Origin of the sequence: Roseovarius sp. TE539 (assembly GCF_003298505.1) — a bacterium.
Taxonomy (GTDB): domain Bacteria; phylum Pseudomonadota; class Alphaproteobacteria; order Rhodobacterales; family Rhodobacteraceae; genus Roseovarius.
On sequence record NZ_QNGB01000011.1, the window covers coordinates 103,387 to 120,410 of the forward strand.

A 17,024-nucleotide genomic window follows, 5' to 3' on the forward strand; every position below is an offset into this window, starting at 1 on the left:
GAAAATGGCACCCGTTGCACCGGCTCGATTGACTGTGCACATGATTGACCGCCGGTCGGGATATGGCGCATAGATTATCCGGTCGGACCGGGGGGGAACCATGGACAGCAGCGATCCCGCACAGGACGAGGCCGGGCCTTTCGGGCGCGCGCTTTTCGACAAGCCGTCGGCCCGCGCGCTCAGCCGTGTCGGTGTCGTGGACGTGGGATCGAATTCGGTGCGCCTGGTCGTTTTCGACGGTGCGGCGCGGTCCCCGGCCTATTTCTACAATGAAAAGATCATGTGTGCGCTTGGCGCCGGCATGTCCGAAACCGGCTGCCTGAACCCGCAGGGCCGCGACCGCGCCCTTGCCGCGATCAAGCGGTTCCGGCTGCTGTCAGAAGGCATGGGAACCGGTCCGTTGTCGGCGGTGGCGACAGCGGCGGTGCGCGAGGCCACGGATGGCCCCGATTTCCGCGACGAGGTCGAGAGGGAAACCGGAATCCGGCTGCACGTGATTGACGGGCACGAAGAGGCGCGCCTTTCGGCGCAGGGTGTCCTTCTCGGCTGGCCGGGGTCTTACGGGCTGGTCTGTGATATCGGCGGCTCGTCCATGGAACTGGCCGAGATCGACGGCGGGCAGGTCGGACGGCGCGTCACATCTGCGCTCGGACCGCTGAAACTGCGCGATCTCAAGGGAGGCGCAACAGCGCGGCGCAAGCATATCAAATCGGTTCTATCCGACCTTCACGGAGAACTTGGCGAGCAGAACAACCGCCTGTTCCTGGTCGGAGGGTCATGGCGGGCCATCGCCAAGATCGACATGGAGCGCCGTGGGTATCCCCTGCATGTGCTGCACGAATACCGGATGTCCACCAAGGCGGTGCGCGAGACGGCGAAATACATCGCCTCCCAGGACCTTGAGGCGCTTCGCGGCCGTGCCGGCGTGTCGGCGGCACGCATGGCACTGGTGCCGCATGCCTCCGAGGTGTTGCGCGGAATCGTTCACCGTTTCAAACCCCGCGACATCGCGGTTTCAAGTTACGGGATCCGCGAGGGCCTGCTTTATGAACAGATGCCCCAGCAATTGCGGGACCGCGATCCACTGGTCGAAGCCTGCCGGTTCGCCGAGTCCAAGGATGCGCGCGTGCCGGGGTTCGGCAAGGTGTTGTTTCATTTCATCCGTCCGCTCTACAAGTCCGCGCGCGACGACCGCCTGCGTCTGGTCAAGGCCGCCTGCCTGCTTCACGACGTGAGTTGGCGCGCCCACCCCGATTACCGCGCCGAAGTCTGCTTTGACAACGCGACCCGCGCCAACCTTGGCGGCTTGAAGCATTCCGAGCGTGTGTTCCTCGGCCTCGCGTTGCTGCACCGCTATTCCAACAAGCGCGAGGGCACGCGCTTCGACGACCTTTTCGAGCTGGTGGATGAACGCCAGAGACACGAGGCGGAAATCCTCGGAAAAGCCATGCGTTTCGGCGCCATGTTGTGGCTGAAGGAGGATGCGTGGCCCGGCGAAATGCGGTGGTTTCCCAAAAAGAAGGAACTGGAATTGCGCCTGTCACCGAAAGCCGAGGCCCTTTTCGGAGAGGTGGCGCAATCGCGATTCCAGGCCTTGGCCGGGGCCCTTGGTGCCGAAACGCGCATTATCGGCGCCAAGCCGCCCAAGAAATCCGGGAAAAAGTGACGCGCGACGGCGCCGGGCGGCGCCGCCGCACAATCAGATCTCGATCTCGTCTTCCGGCTGCGGCGCCGGCTCCACCTCGTCTTCCGGCGGCTTGCGGCGAATGATGATGTCGCCATTGGGCAGGATCTCGGGCGGTTCGTAGGCGCTCAGGTCCTCGATATCCGACAGCAGCCGGGCAAGTGCGGGGCCCATTTCACGCATGAAATCCCGCAACGCGGGGCGCATTTCGTCCGCCATCCCTTCCAGATCCTCAAGCGCCGGCTGCATCTCGCGCATCATGCCTTCCATGAACAGGCGCAAGCCTTCCTCGATCAATGGCCGCCCGTTGTCCTCCTCAGGCTCCTCGGCAAGAGAGGGCGTGGAAAAGACGCAGAGAAGGGCAAGCATGACCGTGATCTGTTTCATGCTGGCATCATAGGCGGGCATGACGACAATTTTAAGATCAGATTTCGATATCCAGCGTCACCGGGAAGTGATCGGAGGCCGCAAGGAGGGCCGCGCGCAATTCCGGCAGCTTCCAGCACTGAGGGTCATCGAACGGATGCCAGATACGCCATGACGGCGCGCGCCGCATCAGGTCGGGCGAAATCATCACGTAGTCCAGAAGGGCCTGCATGTAGCGGCCTTCGGACGACACGTAGAAGCGCGCGGTGCTGCTGACCGCGCCGAACTTGCGTTTCAGGGCGTTGCGGGCGTGCGGATCGTGAAGCCCGCGCCGTCCCTCGTCACCCATGATGATCTCGACCGAAGAGCGCCCGAAAAGGTTCTCGAACTCGTCGAGACCGGGACCGTCGTTGAGATCGCCCAGCAGGACAAGCGACTCGCCCGCATCGAGGTGATCCGCGACACGCTCGCGCAGCCATATCGCCTGTGCCAGCTGCTTGCGGCGATTGGCAATGCCGATGCGCATCGCTTCGTCGCGTGTCGCGGCACCGTGAGGGGCCTTGGACTTGAGATGCGCCCCGATCAGGCGCAGCGCCGTGCCTTCACGGGTCCGGGCGTCGATTTCCAGAGGGGGCTTGGAAAATGCGACAAGATCCTCGGTCGCGTCGATATCCAGGTCGATACGGAACACGCCGTCGAAACGGGGGGCCTGCCGCGCGCCCTTCTTGCCCGTCGCCGGTCCTTTCGGATCATGCCGTACCGTCAGGATATCGGGATCGTAAAGAAGCGCGATTTCCTGCTGCGTGTCATTGGCAAACCCGACAAGGGCCTTGCGTGCCCGCAGGTCCATCACCCGGGCGAAGTTTTCGAGCGCCGCAACCGTCTCGCGCTGGCCGTTGTGATCAGGCGCCTCGATGATCATGACCGCATCTGCATCAATCGCGGTGAAGACGATACCGAGTGCGGCGATCTGATCCGATCGCGTCACGTCGTAGCGTGCCGACCATTCCCCGTCGTCCAGAAGCTGCCCCGCATCGTCGAAGAGGGCGTTGAACCATTCGACGTTGTAGCTGGCGATCCGCATCACGCCCGGCCCTTGTTGATCTCTTCCCAGGCCCGGTTGATATCGGCCATGCGCCGCTGCGCCAGCTTGATCGCCTCTTCGGGAACCCCACGCGCCTGCATCCTGTCGGGATGACAATCCCGCACCCTTTCGCGCCATTTCCGGCGGATTTCGTCGAACGGCATATCAGGGGTCGCGCCGAGAACGCTGTAGGGATCAGGCTCGGCATCGTCGATGAAACGGCTGCGCAGGGCGCTGAACTCCGCGCTTCCGATTTCAAAAATTTCGGCCACCCGCCTGAGGAACGCGTCCTCCTTGGGATGATACTCGCCATCGGCGAGCGCGATGTGGAAAAGCCCCTCCATCAGGTCGCTCAGGGTTTCCCGGTCGGACGCGAACATCCGGTTGATGCGCGCGGCGTAATCCTCGAATCCCGCGGTGTCCTGCCGTGCCAGATTGAAGACACGGGCCGCGCCGGCCTCGTCGGCCGGGCTGATCCGGAACACCTCGCGGAAGGCTGTCACCTCGTCGCGGGTCACCAGCCCGTCTGCCTTTGCCATCTTGGCGCTCAGCGCGATGACGGCAATGGTAAAGGCGACGCTGCGTTCAGGCGGGCTGCGCAGACGGTCGAACACCCGGGCCAGGCTCTCGCCTTTGGCAAGGGCCGATACGGCCTCGGCTATTCGCGTCCAGATTGACATGGCATTCAACCTATCGGCTTTGCGACAGGTTGTCAGGGCGCGCCCGGAGAAGTTTTTGCAAAACGATGAGATCCATCCAGCGACCGAACTTGAACCCGACCTCGGGCAACACCGCGACGCGCCTGTATCCCAGCCGTTCATGGAAGGCCACACCGCCCGGGTTTTCAGAACTGACCCCGGCAATGAGGGAATGTACGCCGGCCCGGGCGGCATGGTTTTCAAGCGCCGTCATCAGCGCGCGCCCCACGCCGCGGCCCCGCGCACCGGGTGACAGGATCACTGTATGTTCCATTGTGTGACGGTACCCGGGGCCGCGCCGGAACTGGAAATACGTGGCCAGGCCCAGCAAGACCCCGTTTTCCTCGGCCACCAGGAACGCCTGCCCCGCCGCCGCCCGTTCCGCGATGTCGGCGGCCAGCCCTGCGACGCTCTTTTCCTCGGTGGTGAATGTCACCGATGTGTTGCGGATCTGAGGGTTCCACAGCGCAACGAGCGCCGCGCAGTCACCCGTGGTCGCCGGTCTGATCCTCACCTGAGCCACCTTCGGCCGGCGGGTGTGGCAAACCCCGCTGTCAGGCCCGGCGCAGCGGTTTCGAAGCTGATCCGGCGGTCATCGAGGACTGGCGCGATTTCCGCTTCGAGCGCCGCAGCCTCGGGATGAGAGATCACAAGGGTTTCAAGGCGACATCCCCGTTGCATCAACCGTCGCGCCGGATGATCCGGACATTGCCACTCCATGAGTGCCGGAAACATGTTGTCATAAGCAAGCCGGCCATCACCGGGAACCGCCATGCGCCATTTCAGATCCCCGCGCTCAAGATCGACGGGCGAACCGGCCCCGGGCAGTTGCCGCAGCATCCCGGCAAGGTCGGCGCACCGGCAGATCCAGTTGCCAAGCCGTGGCGGACCGGCGCGCCGGTCAAGATCGAACCAACGGGGCTGGTCGGGCGCGCGGGCATCGGGATCAATCGCGATCACTTCCAGGTAGAGACCGTCCTTCAGACCCAGAAGCATGTTGTGGGTGCCGAAACGCGCGTGCCGCCCCCCCGGTTGCAGGGGCAGGCCAAGCGCCTCTTCGACCATTGTGCACCCCTCTTCGAGGGTCGTGGCGGTGACGGCGAGGTGATCCAGTTCCAGTTTCATGCGCCCCCGATACCGGCGTTGGCGAAAAATTGGAACCAGTCAGGATACGTCGAAGGCGATGAGCCCGCGACATCCCGCGCGTTCAGGCGGCATCGAGCATATCCAGGACAAGGTCGATGACCTCATCCTGCTGGTCCCGGGAAAGGTTGCTGCCCGACGGAAGGCAGAGCCCGTCGCGAAACAGCGACTCGTCGAATCCGCATCCCACGTAGTGGCTGCCGGCAAAGACCGGCTGAAGATGCATCGGCTTCCACACCGGGCGCGATTCGATGCCATGTGCCAGCAGCCGCTTGCGCACATCCTCACGGGTCACGCCCAGAAGGTCGGGGGCGAAGGTCACCACCGTCAGCCAGTGCGTGGCGCGTCCTGCCGCCGGGTCGGGCATGAAGCCCAGCCCGGGACGCTGCAGGGCCATGCGATAACGGCGATTGACGGCGCGCCGTTCCCTGACGCGCTGCTCCAGCACCTCCATCTGACCAAGGCCGATCGCGGCGCAGACATTGCTCAGGCGGTAGTTGTAGCCATGAGTCGCGTGTTCGTAATGCGGCGCCGGTTCCCGCGCCTGAAGCGCCAGGAACCGGGCGCGCGCCGCCGCGTCGGCGTCACGTGTCACAAGCATCCCGCCGCCGGACGTGGTGATTATCTTGTTACCGTTGAAAGACAGCACGGATGCGTCCCCGCCGGCACCGCACATTCGCCCGCACGCAAGGCGCGCGCCAAGGCTTTCGGCCGCATCCACCACCACCGGCACGCCGTGGCGCGCTGCCGCCGCCTCGATCCGCGCCAGATCGCAGCCCCGGCCATAGAGATCCGTGGGAACGATGGCCCGCGGCAGCCGTCCGGTGCGGACCGCCTCGGCAAGCGCCTCCTCGATCAGGCCGGCATCCAGTGTCCAGTGCGCCGGGTCGAGATCGAAAAAGACCGGGCGCGCACCGAGATATAGCACCGGAAAGACGCCGCCCGCGAAGGTTGCCGATGACATCCACACCTCGTCGCCGGCACCGACCCCGGCCAGGCGCAGCCCGAGATGCAGGGCCGCCGTTCCGGAAGACAGTGCCACGCAATGCAGCCCCTCACCGAGATAAGCCGCGACGCGCGCCTCGAACGCATCGAGCTGAGGCCCGAGGGGCGCGACGCACCCCGTGGCGAAGGCCGCCTCGACGTTCTTCAACTCTTCGCCCGCCATGTGCGGGCTGGACAGGAAAATCCGCATTCAAGCTCCGTTGCCGTTGCCCGACGGCCAGTCCGGGCCGACACGGGCAGCCACCAGAGCAATAGCCCCGATACCCGGGCAACACAACCTTTGGATGTTTTATCAGTCCGACATGATCGTTAAGGTGTTGGCGGATCTAACCCAGGACTGAAAAGCTCGACTCTTCGTTGATCGGACGCTTTCGGGAATAGAAGCCAACATCGATCTCGCGCCCGACATAGGGCAGCCTGTACTGCAGCGGCTGTGCATCGTGATCCGCGCCGCCCTCGCAGTAGTTGATCAGCGCCGCCATCATCTCGCCCGCGATGGGGGCGTTCTTGTACTGGTTCCCGCTTGATCCGCAGGCCATGTAGAAGCCCGGCAGGCTGGATTTGTCATAGATCGGAATCCAGTCGGTCGAGGCATCGTAGAGATCCACCACCCCGCGGGTACGTCCGGGGATGCCGAGGGACGGCACGCGCTGCGCATAGCGCATCGCCTGTGTCGTCCATTGATCCGTGAAATCGCGGTTGTAGGTGATGTCGTCCTCGCACCACTGATGGGTGTCGCATTCGGGATCCTCGGACCCGATGAGGATGTGATTGCCCTGCTCGGGCCGCACATAGCAGGCGATGTCGCTGTCCGAGACGATCAGGCCGTCACGTTCGAAATCGAACCCCTCGGGTGCTGGAACATGCACGACCTCCTGGCGCAGGGGACGCGTGCCGATGGTCATGTCCTCGGTCACGCCGGCCATCCGGTTCACGATCGAGGATCCCGGCCCGGCGACATTGACGACCACCGGCGCGTGCACCTCTTCGCCGTCGTGCAGGCGCACACCCTTGACGCGCCCGCCTTCCTGCAGGATTTCGACGACTTCGGAGCCGGTGCGCAACGCGGCTCCGCTCTGGCGGGCGGCGTCCATCATGTTCTGTGCGCTGAGCGCCGGGTCGTTGACGTATCCCGCACGCGGCCACAGAACCGCCCCTTCGAGACGGCCGCCAGTGGGTTCTCCGAAGGCCGGGTCATCCATCCGGCGCGCGGGTGCGAAGGTGTCCATCGAGTAGATGGGCAGCCGCGCCTCTATCTCGGCGGCGGTCCATTCCTCGAACGGGCAGTCCAGTTCGCCGCTGTATTTCATGTGCTTTTCCAGGTGGCCATTGGCCGCGGTCTTCATCACCAGGCAGCCGGTCTCGCGAAACTGCGCAAGGTGGGCGTCGCCCGGCAGGCCCAGGTATTCCGCCCAGTCACGCCAGTAATGATACCCTTCCCAGGCAAGCGCGGTGCCATCGAAGGTGGAATAATGCATCCGGATGATCGCACAGGAGCCGGCGGTGGAGCCGTGCCCGGCCTGCGTGTTGCGATCCACCGAAAGGGTCTTCCAGCCTTGCCGCGAAAGGCTCAGCGCCAGTGCGGCCCCGATCACCCCGGTGCCGATGATGATTGCGTCTGCGGTTTGGGTCATGATGTCTCTTCGCGTCCTTTCTGTCGTTCGAAATGCGCCCGGGAATAGGCCCGGAATTCTTCCACCTCCTCCGGCTCGGGATGGACGCCGGTAAAGACGAAGAGATAATGCGGCACCAGCGAAAGGCGGAACTCCACCGGTTCGTTGAGCTGCGCAAGGTCATAGCCGATCTGCATGTAGTAAAGCACCCGGGCCCGCGTGACCGCCTCGAGGTGTTCGTAGCCGTACCGCTCGAACATGGCCCTGAGCGCCTCGACCCGGCGCGCGTCGGACTGGTCCAGCATGCGGCGCACGCGGCCGGATCGCCGTGCCCAGTCCCGCACCGCGAAATCGAGCGCGGTATCGAAGAGCGCCTCGTTGACGACGCAGCGATAGACATTGCAGACCGCCGCCGTGATCGAGGCAGCCGGGGTTTCGGCCTGCGCCACGAGGGCGGCGGTGTTGCCGGCCTCCCAGCGGTTCAGAAGCGCATCAAGCAATTGCTGACGGGACTTGAAGTACCAGTAGAAGGACGACCGCGACACGCCCATCCGATCAGCGATGTTGAGGACCTTGACCTGTTCGACGCCATCACTGACCAGGACATCCATGGCCACATTCAACCAATCGGCGCGCGTCACCTTGACGTTGCCGACCAGCGGTTCGGCGCTCGGGTCATTCCGGTGCAGAAGCGGCCCGCCCATTCCTCAGCTCTCCGGGGCGGCACCGCCGCGGGCGGTGTGCATGTCGATATAGGTGCGCAGCGCCTCGGCGCGGGCGGGATCGACGGCGGGTCCATCGTCGCTTTCAAGGATGCGTTTCCAGATCGCCGTCGCACGTGTAGAGGCGTCCATGGCCCCGCGATCCGACCAGGTGCCGAAATTCGACCAGTCGGCGACCAGCGGATCGTAGAATTCCGACTGGTAGCGCGCCATCGTCTGGGCCGCGGCGAAGAAATGCCCGCCCGGTTCGACCTCTGAAATGGCGTCAAGCCCGATCGCATCGGTGCCGGCCTCGGCCGGGGTGCAGAGTTCCGCCACCATCTGCAACACCTCCAGATCGGTGATCAGCTTCTCGTAGGACACGCTCAGCCCGCCTTCCAGCCAGCCCGCAGCATGAATCACCACCGTCGCCCCGGACAGCAGGCACCCCCACAGCGCGAACTGTGTTTCATGGGCGGCCTGCGCATCCGCGATATTGGCCGCGGAGCCGCTCGCGCAGCGCCATGGCAGTCCGATATGCCGGGCCAGCTGCCCGGCCAGCAACGATGCCTTGAAATGCTCGGGCGTGCCGAAGGCCGGCGCCCCCGATTTCATGTCCACGTTGGAGGTGAAGGTGCCGTAGCAGACCGGCGCACCGGGCCGCGCGAGCTGTGTCAGGGTTATCGCGGCAAGCGCCTCGGCATGGCTGAGGGTCACGGCCCCGGCGACGGTGATCGGGGCCATCGCCCCCATGAGCGTGAAGGGCGTGACAATGGAAACCTGACCGTGCCGGGCGAAATCGATCAGGCCCTGCGCCATGGGAATGTCGATCTGGCGCGGCGAGTTGGTGTTCACTATGGTGTAGCAGTGGCTTTCGGCGGCGAATTGAGCATCGCTCAGGCCGCGGAAATCGCGCAGCATCTCGAAACTTTCCAGCACCTGCGGGGTGCCGCGCGAGAAGATGAAAGGCACCTTGTCGGACTGTGTGAGCTGGGTTTCCAGAGTGAAGTAGTGGCGCAACTCGGGCGTCACATCCTGCGGCTCGACAAGGGGCGGGATCATGTGCAGCACGTCGAAATGCTGCGTCAGGCGGATCAGTTCCCTGAAGTCGCGGGCATTGCCGGGCCGGCGTCCGCGTTCGAGATCGGTGGCATGCGGCGCACCCGCTCCGGGCTGAAAGACCAGCCGGCCGAGTTCAAGCGTGATATCCCGGTCGCGCGCCCCCGCGCGCACCGGCACCGAGCGTGGCGCGCTGTCCAGGGCGGCGGCCACGATATCGCGCCCGATACGGACCATTTCGGTCTCCTCGTCAACGATCGCACCACCGGCGGCGAATATCTTCCGTGCTTCGGGCAACAGGATCTTGACCCCCTGGTCCTCCAGAACCCGCAGCGCCGCGTCATGAATCGCCTCGAGGCGATCCTGGCTGACCGCGTCCATCGGCGGGAACGGGTTGACCAGGTTGCGGTAATCGGTCTTGCGCGGCGGTGCCCCGGCCCCTGTCCGGCTGCCGGGGCGGCCACGCCGCCGGCGCCCTGAATTCTCGATCAGCGTCATTGTCGCATCGCCTTTCCGTCAGGATCGTAGGGGGAGGCAGGGATGACCCGCGCAGGCCGTTCCACGCCGACGACATGCACCGAAAGCTCGGCTCCCACGGCCGCATGGGCCGGTTCCACAAGCGCCATGGCCAGCGATTTATCAACCGTGTGGCCATATCCGCCCGAGGTCACGAAGCCGACCCGCCTGCCCTCTTTCCAGACCGGCTCGAACCCGCTTGCATCAGCATCCGCTGCGTCGATCTCCAGGGTCACGAGAACCTGCGCCGGCCCGTTGCCGTCGCGTTCGGCCAGGGCCGCTTGCCGGCCCACGAAATCGGATTTCCGCCAGTCGATCCAGCGGTCCATGCCGGTCATGCCGGGCGTGTAGCCCTGGGTGAATTCCGCCGACCAGATGCCGAAGCTCTTTTCCAGCCTCAGGCTGAGCAGCGCATTGAACCCGTATTCGCGGATGCCCTCGCCGGCGCCCGCCTCAAGCAGCGTGCGGCGCAGGGCGATGTGATCGCCCATCCGGCAATGGATCTCGTAGCCAAGCTCGCCCGCGACCGACAGGCGCCCGATCCTGCCGCGGATCAGCCCGACATCGAAATGCCCGCAGCCCATGAACGGCAGGCCGGCGATATCGCCATCGGTCGTCTTCTCGAGGACCGCGCGCGCTTTCGGACCCGCCAGCGAGAATCCGACCATTTCCTCGCCAAGGTCACGGATGTTGACTCCGTCCTCGATATGATCCCGGAACCAGCGCATGTGCCAGGCACGCAGGTAATAGCTGCCCATGATCCACCAGGTGCCGTCACCCCAGTTGAAGATCGTGAGATCCCCCTTGAGCCGCCCGTCATGGCCAAGCATGGGCGCCAGCCGCGCGCGACCCGGCCCGGGCAGGCGCGACGCCATCATCCGGTCGAGCCATCCCTCGGCATCGGGGCCGGTGACCTCGAACCGCGAGAAACCCGAAATGTCCAGAAGGCCCACATCGCAGCGCACCGCCCGGCATTCCTCGGCCACGATCGGGAAGGCGTTCGAACGCCTGAGGGTGGGGGTCTCCTCGAAGCCTTCGGGTGCGAAGTAAAGGGGCAGTTCCAGGTCCCAGCCGGCGCCCCAGCGGGCCCCGGCCGCGGTCATCGCGTCATGCGCGGGTGCCATCTTGAGGGGCCGGCCGGCCGGAAGCTGCTCGTTGGGATAGGTCATCACGAAGCGCCGGGTATAGAACTGCCCGGTCGTTTCCCTGATGTATTGCTTGTTGGCCGCGAATTCGCCGTAGCGGGCCACGTCCATGCCATAGACATCCGCCTCCGGCTCGCCATGGATCATCCACTCCGCGAGGCTCTTGCCCACGCCGCCGCCCTGCAGGAAGCCGGCCATGACCGCGCAGGCACACCAGTAGCCACGTTTGCCCGGCACCGGTCCGACCAGCGGATTGCCGTCCGGCGAGAAGGTGAAAGCGCCGTTGACCCAGTTCTTGACGCCTGCGTTCTGAAGGACCGGGTAGCGTTCGAAGCCCAGGGTCAGCTCCTTTTCGATGCGGTCGGGTTCTTCCTGCAAAAGCTCGATACCGTAATTCCAGGGCGCCCCGTCCATCATCCAGTGCTTGTGATCCACTTCGTAGATGCCCAGCAGCATGCCCTTCTGATCCTGGCGCATGTAGGTGAACCCTTCGAGGTCGACGACAAGCGGCATTTCTTGGTCCAGTGCCGCGACCTCGGGGATCGTCTCGGTCAGGAGGTAATGGTGGGCAAGTGGCGAGACCGGAAGCTCGATGCCGGCCATCCGGCCGACCTGCTTGGCCCACAGGCCCGCGGCATTGACGACATGTTCGGCCCGGATTGTGCCCTTCTCGGTCACCACTTCCCAGCCGTCCGCCATCTGGTTGAGTTCCAGCACCCGGTTATGCTCGATCACCTCGGCGCCGTTCTTCTTCGCGGCGCCGGCATAGGCATGCACCGTGCCCGTGGTGTCGATATACCCCTCGCGGTCGGCCCACATTCCGCCAAGGATCCCGTGGGTGGACATGACCGGACACAGCTCCCCGGCCTCCTCGGGGGTGATCAGGCGGACATCCTCGATCCCGATGGACTGGAAAACGCGGTAGGCCGATTGCAGCCAGTCCCAGCGGTCCTGCGTGCCTGCCAGGGTCATGCCCCCGGTCATGTGCATGCCCACCGACTGGCCGCTTTCGGCCTCGATCTCGCTCAGCAGGTCAATGGTGTAGGCCTGAAGGCCGGCCACGTTCGGATCCGCGTTCAGGGCGTGAAATCCGCCGGCGGCGTGCCAGCTTGATCCCGCGGTCAGCACCGAACGTTCGACAAGGCACACGTCCTTCCAGCCGAACTTGGCGAGATGATAGAGGACGGACGCGCCCACGACCCCCCCACCGATGACCACGACCCGATAATGCGATTTCATTCCGCCCTCCGATACTGGATGCACCCGATGATTCCCGGCAGACGGTAATCAGACTGGGCAAATCTGTCTAGACATAGCTGTCCATTGCTTGATTCCCCGTCTCTGGCAGGCCGGAGCGTCACCCGACATTTACAAGTCCCCGGGTGCCCGGTAACTTTGGCGCTGTGCAGGTCGAGCCTGCGCCGCTTATGAGGGCATGCTGTTGTGGGAAACGAACCGGCCGGTAAAGACAGGGGGCTGTTCACCGCCCTCACCAAACACGGCACAGACATGTCCGTGTTCGAGCATGAGACGTTCATGCGCGGTGACATCCTGATCCGCGAAGGCACTGACGCAGACGCGCTCTACCTTGTTGAATCCGGACGCTTCCGGGTCGAGAAATCCGGTGTGCACCTGGCTGACATCGGCGCCGGAAACCCGGTTGGCGAAATCGCGTTCTTCACCGGTGAGAAGCGGACGGCAGACGTGATCGCGGCCCGGGATTCCGTTGTCCTGCGGCTCAAGCGGAACGAGTACGAGGCGCTCTGCCGCCGTGATCCCGACATCGCCCAAGCGACCCTTGCAGTCCTGGCCGGGCGGCTTGCCGAAACCAGCCGTCGTGTCACCGCCGACGAAACCCCGCCGCCGGCACAAAGCATAGCCCTGGTCCCGGCAGGCGACGGCACGCTGCCCGAAGGATTGGCGGAACGGTTGTTGGACTCCCTGCGTCTTTACTGCACCCCCAGGGCGGTCACGCTGGATGCCTTCAGGGACGCGCTCGGGGATGCCTCGTATGATAGCGGCCAGGCGATCGCCTGGCTCAGCGACCGGGAACGCGAGGCGGATTGTCTTGTCTATGTCGCCGATCCCGATGATGGCGACTGGACCAGAACGGCGATTCGACAGGCCGATCAGGTGCTCATGGTTTCGCCCGCCGGCCCGCCGCCCGCCCATTCCGAGATCGAACGATTCATGTTCGACCTCCTGCCGGCGGAAAACAGGCGGTTGCTTCTGGTTCACCCGCAACGATCCGAGTGGGTCCGGGGCACGGATGCCTGGCTCGAGTCGCGCCCTTGTTTCATGCATCACCACCTTTGCCTTTCGGATGATGACGATCTGCAGCGGCTGGCCCGCTTCCTTTGCGGCCGGGCCGTGGGTGTCGTGTGTTCGGGAGGCGGCGCCTTCGGCAGCGTTCAGGTCGGTGTTTACAAGGCCATGCGCGAAGCCGGTGTGCCGCTGGACATTTTCGGCGGCACGAGCGTGGGCAGTGCCATGGCCGCCGCGTTTTCGATGGGGCTGGACAGCGACGAGATCGATCGGCGCACCGAAGAGATATTCGTCAAGAGCGGAGCACTCAGCCGCCTGACCGTCCCGCGCTACGGCCTTCTGGATCATACCGAATTCGACCGGTATCTCCGCATGAGTTACACCGAGGGGAACATCGAGGATCTGTGGCTGCCCTATTTCGCCGTGGTCAGCGATCTTTCCTACAACACCAAGGAGGTCATGCGCACCGGCCCTCTTTGGCAGGCGGTAAGGGCCTCCTGCGCGATCCCCGCCGCCCTGCCCCCCTTTTACACGAAGGAGGGGCGGATGCTGGCAGATGGCGGCATGCTGGACAACATGCCCTACAAGACCATGCACAGCCTCAAGGACGGACCGAACGTGATCATCGGCATTCGCCGGTCGAGACCGCAGTTGTTCGATGTCGATTACTTCGCGCTGCCCGGCCGCGCGGGCCTCATTCGCGCCTATCTGCTGCCGTTCGGAAAGATCCTGCCGCGCGCGCCGGGGCTCATGTCCACGATATTGCGCAGTTTCCTGGTGAACCAGGCAGCCCGCGATCTTGAACTGAAGCCGGAAGACCTGCTCATCCGCCCCGACCCGCCCGACGGTCTGGGTTTCATGAACTGGGAAAGGCACGGAGAGCTTTACGACATGGGATACAAGCTTGCGTGCGAAACGATCGAAGACCCCGGTCCACACGCCGCGGCAGTCAGTGCCCTGATGACGCTTGCCCGGATCAACCTTGAGCGGGGTATCGAACGGCCTGCGGCACGGGCCGAAAAGGAGACGCCGGAAGACGCAGCGGCCCGGGTGGCCGATCAATCCGCCCCTCTCGACCGGGCCTGATCCGCCTCCGCCACCTCTGTTCCCGGGCCGGCGGGCAATGCCCGCGGCATTGCCCGTTTCCGGTTTCCAAAGTGTCAGGCCCGGTCAGCCATCTATGCGAATGGCCTCGTTTTTCGGGTCGTACGGGCTGTCGCAGGTGATTTCGGCATCCCACAGGCTGTTGAGGATCTTCACCTGAAGTTTCTTGCCCTCGACCGCGTGTTCGGGCGTGACATACCCCATGCCGATGGACTTGCCGAACGCCACCGAGTAGCCACCCGACGTCAGACGCCCGACGCGCGTGTCACCGTCATACAGCACTTCCGATCCCCAGGGATCGGCGTCTTCCGGTCCGTCGATCAGGACGGTCACGCATTTGAAGCGCACCCCTATGTCGTTCATCGCGTCCTTGCCCAGGAACTCCTTTGACTGGTCCACGAAACGCGGCAGGTCGGCCTCAAGCGGCGTGGCGTCACGGCCCAGCTCGTTGCCGAAGGCGCGGTAGCTCTTTTCCTGACGGAGCCAGCCCTGCGCCCGCGCGCCAACCAGTTTCATGCCATGCGTCTCGCCCGCCTTTTCCAGAAGATCGAAAAGGTAATTCTGCATCTCGATCGGGTGATGCAGCTCCCAGCCCAACTCGCCGGTATAGGCCACGCGGATCGCGCGGACCGGGCACATTCCCAGCTCGATCTCGCGCATCGAAAGCCACGGGAAACGCTTGTTGCCCAGCACAGTGGCAGTGTCCGCGTCCTTCACGACCTCCTTGAGGACATCGCGGGATCCGGGACCGGCGATGGCGAAGACACCCCATTGGTTCGTCACGTCCTCCACCGCGATGTAGCCGAACTCGCCCGCCTTGTCCTCGGCGCATTTGCGCAGGTAGTCGCCATCGTAGTCGGTGAGCGCCCCGGAAGACACCAGATAATAACTGTCCTCGGCCAGACGCACGATCGTGTATTCGGTCCGCGTGGTCCCCTGCGGCGTGAGCGCGTAAGTGAGGTTGATACGCCCGACCTTGGGCAGCTTGTTGCAGGTGAACCAGTCGAGGAAAGCGGTGGCGCCCGGTCCCTTCACCGTGTGCTTGGTGAAGGCGGAGGCGTCGAGAAGGCCAACCCCCTCGCGCACCGCGCGCGCTTCGTCCACGGCATATTGCCACCAGCCGCCGCGGCGGAAGCTGCGCGCCTTGTGATCGAAATCCGCCGGGGCGTCGAGCGGGCCGAAATAGTTGGGCCGCTCGAAACCGTTGACCGCCCCGAACTGCGCACCGCGGGCCTTGAGGCGGTCATAGCTGGGCGCGGTCCGAAGCGGCCTGGCGACCTCACGCTCCTCGTCCGGATGGTGAAGAATGTACACGTGGGAGTAGGCTTCCTCGCATTTGCGGGCCGAATACTCGGTCGTGGTCCAGTTTCCGAAACGCTTGGGATCGAGGCTCGCCATGTCGATCTCGGCTTCGCCCTCGACCATCATCTGCGCCATGTAGTGCCCGGTTCCGCCCGCGGCGGTGATGCCGAAGGAAAAGCCCTCGGCCAGCCACATGTTGCGAAGTCCCGGCGCCGGCCCCACCAGCGGATTGCCGTCGGGAGTGTAGCAGATCGGCCCGTTGTAATCGTCCTTGAGGCCCACCTCCTCGGAGGACGGGATGCGGTGGATCATCGACATGTATTCTTCCTCGATCCGCTCCAGATCGAGCGGAAAGAGGTCGGCGCGGAAACTGTCTGGCACGCCGAATTCGAACCGCGCCGGTGCGTTCCATTCATACGGTCCGAGGATCCAGCCGCCCCGTTCCTCGCGGACATACCACTTGGCGTCGGCATCCCGCAGGACCGGGTGCTCGGGATTGCCGGCGTTGCGATAGTCCTGCAGGGCGGGGTCGGCATCGGTAACGATGAACTGATGTTCGACCGGGATCGCGGCAGACTTGATCCCCAGCAACCTGGCGGTGCGCTGCGCATGGTTTCCCGTGGCGGTGACGACGTGTTCGGCGGTCACGACAGTCTGTTCATCCGATGGCACCAGGTTGCCGCCCTTCTCGACCATCTTCGTCAGGGTCACCTTCCACTCGGAGCCGGTCCATTCATAGGCGTCGGCCTGCCATTTGCGTTCGATCGTCACGCCGCGCTGACGGGCGCCCTTGGCCATGGCCATGGTCACGTCAGCCGGGTTGATGTAGCCATCCGTGGGGTGATAGATCGCGCCTTCCAGATCCTCGGTGCGCACCAGCGGCCAGCGCTCCTTGATCTGTGCGGGGGTCATCCACTCGTAGGGCACGCCAACCGTCTCGGCGGTGGAGGCATAGACCATGTATTCGTCCATGCGTTCCCTGGTCTGCGCCATGCGCAGGTTGCCAACCACGGAGAAGCCCGCGTTGAGGCCGGTTTCCTCTTCAAGGGTCTTGTAGAACTTGACCGAGTGGTCGTGGATGTGGCTGACCGCGTATGACATGTTGAACAGCGGCAGCAGACCGGCCGCATGCCACGTGGATCCCGATGTAAGCTCGTCCCGCTCAAGGAGCATCACGTCGTCCCATCCGAACCGGGCCAGATGATAGGCGATAGAGGTTCCGATGGCACCGCCACCGACGACCAGGGCTTTGACATGCGTTTTCATGGCTGTGCGACTCCCTCGCGAACTGAATTTGGCGGATCATCGCTGAAACAAACGAAAATCTCACGGCTCAGCC

Annotated in this window: 13 protein-coding genes; 2 read left to right on the forward strand and 11 right to left on the reverse strand. The window is 64.4% G+C overall.

The window, feature by feature from the left end; all coding sequences use genetic code 11:
• Nucleotides 1–100 precede the first annotated feature (100 nt).
• The gene (locus DQW77_RS09145) at nucleotides 101–1,666 is read left to right on the forward strand and encodes a Ppx/GppA family phosphatase (protein WP_113257906.1); all 1,566 of its coding nucleotides are present in this window, start codon (nucleotides 101–103) and stop codon (nucleotides 1,664–1,666) included.
• A gap of 33 nt (nucleotides 1,667–1,699) precedes the next feature.
• Here the strand turns inward: DQW77_RS09145 and DQW77_RS09150 are convergent, their stop codons facing one another.
• From DQW77_RS09150 to DQW77_RS09195, 10 genes are all read right to left on the reverse strand, one after another.
• The gene (locus DQW77_RS09150) at nucleotides 1,700–2,071 is read right to left on the reverse strand and encodes a hypothetical protein (protein ID WP_113257941.1); all 372 of its coding nucleotides are present in this window, start codon (nucleotides 2,069–2,071) and stop codon (nucleotides 1,700–1,702) included.
• Nucleotides 2,072–2,108: 37 nt separating this feature from the next.
• On the reverse strand, nucleotides 2,109–3,134 hold the full coding sequence (locus DQW77_RS09155) for an endonuclease/exonuclease/phosphatase family protein (protein WP_113257907.1): 1,026 nt from the start codon (nucleotides 3,132–3,134) through the stop codon (nucleotides 2,109–2,111).
• Entirely contained in the window at nucleotides 3,134–3,814 is a 681-nt protein-coding gene (locus DQW77_RS09160; RefSeq protein ID WP_113257908.1) for a molecular chaperone DjiA, read from the reverse strand. The genes DQW77_RS09155 and DQW77_RS09160 overlap by 1 nt, the downstream gene beginning before the upstream one ends.
• 10 nt (nucleotides 3,815–3,824) lie before the next feature.
• Nucleotides 3,825–4,346 carry a GNAT family N-acetyltransferase gene (locus DQW77_RS09165; protein WP_113257909.1) on the reverse strand — a complete coding sequence of 174 codons (522 nt, stop codon included), beginning with the start codon at nucleotides 4,344–4,346 and terminating at the stop codon, nucleotides 3,825–3,827.
• The gene (locus DQW77_RS09170; RefSeq protein WP_113257942.1) at nucleotides 4,343–4,951 is read right to left on the reverse strand and encodes a VOC family protein; all 609 of its coding nucleotides are present in this window, start codon (nucleotides 4,949–4,951) and stop codon (nucleotides 4,343–4,345) included. Before DQW77_RS09170 ends, DQW77_RS09165 begins: the two co-directional genes overlap by 4 nt.
• 88 nt (nucleotides 4,952–5,039) lie before the next feature.
• On the reverse strand, nucleotides 5,040–6,170 hold the full coding sequence (locus DQW77_RS09175; protein WP_113257910.1) for a DegT/DnrJ/EryC1/StrS aminotransferase family protein: 1,131 nt from the start codon (nucleotides 6,168–6,170) through the stop codon (nucleotides 5,040–5,042).
• Nucleotides 6,171–6,306: 136 nt separating this feature from the next.
• Nucleotides 6,307–7,614, reverse strand: a complete 1,308-nt coding sequence (locus DQW77_RS09180) for an FAD-binding oxidoreductase (RefSeq protein WP_113257911.1) — start codon at nucleotides 7,612–7,614, stop codon at nucleotides 6,307–6,309.
• Nucleotides 7,611–8,297, reverse strand: coding sequence for a TetR/AcrR family transcriptional regulator (locus DQW77_RS09185; protein WP_113257912.1), 687 nt, complete (start codon nucleotides 8,295–8,297; stop codon nucleotides 7,611–7,613). Before DQW77_RS09185 ends, DQW77_RS09180 begins: the two co-directional genes overlap by 4 nt.
• 3 nt (nucleotides 8,298–8,300) lie before the next feature.
• Nucleotides 8,301–9,851 (reverse strand): trimethylamine methyltransferase family protein, encoded by a 1,551-nt coding sequence (locus DQW77_RS09190; protein ID WP_113257913.1) that lies wholly within the window; start codon nucleotides 9,849–9,851, stop codon nucleotides 8,301–8,303.
• On the reverse strand, nucleotides 9,848–12,253 hold the full coding sequence (locus tag DQW77_RS09195) for an FAD-dependent oxidoreductase (protein ID WP_113257914.1): 2,406 nt from the start codon (nucleotides 12,251–12,253) through the stop codon (nucleotides 9,848–9,850). Before DQW77_RS09195 ends, DQW77_RS09190 begins: the two co-directional genes overlap by 4 nt.
• A gap of 297 nt (nucleotides 12,254–12,550) precedes the next feature.
• Between DQW77_RS09195 and DQW77_RS09200 the strand changes: the two genes are divergently transcribed.
• A complete protein-coding gene (locus tag DQW77_RS09200; protein WP_181711223.1) occupies nucleotides 12,551–14,365 on the forward strand; it encodes a patatin-like phospholipase family protein in 1,815 nt (604 codons plus the stop codon).
• An 84-nt stretch (nucleotides 14,366–14,449) separates the two neighbouring features.
• Here the strand turns inward: DQW77_RS09200 and DQW77_RS09205 are convergent, their stop codons facing one another.
• The gene (locus DQW77_RS09205; protein WP_113257916.1) at nucleotides 14,450–16,951 is read right to left on the reverse strand and encodes an FAD-dependent oxidoreductase; all 2,502 of its coding nucleotides are present in this window, start codon (nucleotides 16,949–16,951) and stop codon (nucleotides 14,450–14,452) included.
• Between the last annotated feature and the right edge of the window lie 73 nt (nucleotides 16,952–17,024).